The sequence below is a fragment of the Fulvivirga kasyanovii genome, assembly GCF_009711405.1.
Taxonomy (GTDB): Bacteria; Bacteroidota; Bacteroidia; order Cytophagales; family Cyclobacteriaceae; genus Fulvivirga; species Fulvivirga kasyanovii.
In genome coordinates, this window is sequence record NZ_SMLW01000146.1 from 1 (window position 1) to 1,253 (window position 1,253).

Below are 1,253 nucleotides of genomic sequence, written 5' to 3' on the forward strand. Positions count from 1 at the left end.
TTAAACAGATATTTCTTTTCACCTATCATCGGGTAGGCGACAAACAAAATGCTGCTGACATTACCTCTGAGGTGTTTTTAAAGGCTTTGGAAAAAATAGAAGGTTTTGTTTACAAGGGCTTGCCCCTGTCCGCCTGGCTGTATAGGATTGCCATTAATGAATGCAATGAATATTTCAGGAAGTCACGGCAACAAAAGCTGATTGTGCTGAATCAGGCTACTATTGAGCGTTTGGTTGAAGAAATGGGCGAAAAAACTTCAGAAGGTACAAATTTTCAGGTACTGGCAAACGCCATGAGACGGCTTGACGACCAGTCTGTTCAGATAATTCAGTTACGTTATTTTGAGGCCATGCCTTTCAAAGAAATCGGCCAGGTGCTGGACATCACTGAAAACAATGCCAAAGTAAGGTTGTACAGGGCCATTGCCAAACTAAGATTAAAAATGGGGTTGAAATGAAAAAATATAAAGTTATATCAGAAGCACCACATATCTCGGATGAGGAAATCGATGCGTTGAAAGACTTTGAAGGACTACTTAAAGTCAAAAATAGCAGGGCAGAAAAGCAAAAAGATACCAGATTTATCTATAAAACCATATTGTTGATCACAGTAGTTTTGACAGGGATGTTCTTAATCAATAACCACCTGGTGGATGAAGTGGTCGAAAACAAAAAGGAAAACGAAGAAAAGGTAAAGCCGCTGCCAGTCGAGCCAAGTAGGAAAACGTTTACGGAAGGGCTTGATAAAGAAGATGAATACTCACCTGTTGTGCCGGAGCCTAAAGACTCAGCTTCGGCAAAGAAAACGGAATATGAGACTAAAAATACCAAGAACGAAAAACCCTTGCCCGTAGAGGATGAAGAGGGTAGCGATGAACCCCAGGAGTATCATTATCAGGAAGCTCAGCCAGTTGATGGCCTTGAAGCCCTTTATGATTACTTTGATAGTGAGTTACGCTACCCTAAAGAAGCAATGACTGATTCGGTAAGTGGTGTGGTGTTGGTTGGTTTTGTGATCGATGTTGAGGGAAAACCACAGCAGATAGAGGTTCTGAAGTCCCTGGGGACTTATTTTGATAAGGAAGCCGTAAGGGTTATAGAAAACATGCCACCATGGAAGCCTGCAACAATCAATGGTAAACCTATTGCTACCAAACTCAATATTCCATTGACATTTCAAATGATTGAGAAATAATCCATAATAAGCTTTCTGACTATTGTTGGCCGCACACGGCAATATCAGGGTGATAATA

General features: G+C 41.0%; 2 protein-coding genes. Both read left to right on the forward strand.

The features are described from left to right. Nucleotides 1–458: RNA polymerase sigma factor (locus E1163_RS00390; RefSeq protein ID WP_155168549.1), on the forward strand; the 458-nt coding region annotated here is incomplete at its 5' end. Further along, nucleotides 455–1,195 (forward strand): energy transducer TonB, encoded by a 741-nt coding sequence (locus E1163_RS00395; protein WP_155168550.1) that lies wholly within the window; start codon nucleotides 455–457, stop codon nucleotides 1,193–1,195. The genes E1163_RS00390 and E1163_RS00395, both read left to right, overlap by 4 nt. Nucleotides 1,196–1,253 lie beyond the last annotated feature (58 nt).